At 46.1% G+C, this 232-nt stretch carries 1 pseudogene; it reads right to left on the bottom strand.

Annotated features, from left to right (window positions below):
• Nucleotides 1-232 (bottom strand): annotated as a pseudogene (locus V6252_RS13040) (5-carboxymethyl-2-hydroxymuconate Delta-isomerase); the annotation flags it as partial.

Below are 232 nucleotides of genomic sequence, written 5' to 3'. Positions count from 1 at the left end.
AGTACCAACGAACAGCTCAGCCAACTGGTCACGAGTGGCCATATCACGGCCGCTCATCAGCTTTAGGTGGGCGTTAATAAATCCATTGGCCTGCTCATCGTCTTCAACACCTACTAGAATTGACTTAATAGGTACAATGCGGGCTTTGATATCAGCAGGTTGCTTAAACTGAGCACTATCCCACAATGCTTTGTTTAGCGATTTGAGCAATGATTCTTCGAGAGCGATACTG

The organism is Psychrobacter proteolyticus, from assembly GCF_038155145.1.
In the GTDB taxonomy this organism is placed as follows: Bacteria; Pseudomonadota; Gammaproteobacteria; order Pseudomonadales; family Moraxellaceae; genus Psychrobacter; species Psychrobacter proteolyticus_B.
The sequence above is the reverse complement of the archived record's forward strand: the minus strand, read 5'-3'. Positions and strand labels throughout refer to the sequence as shown.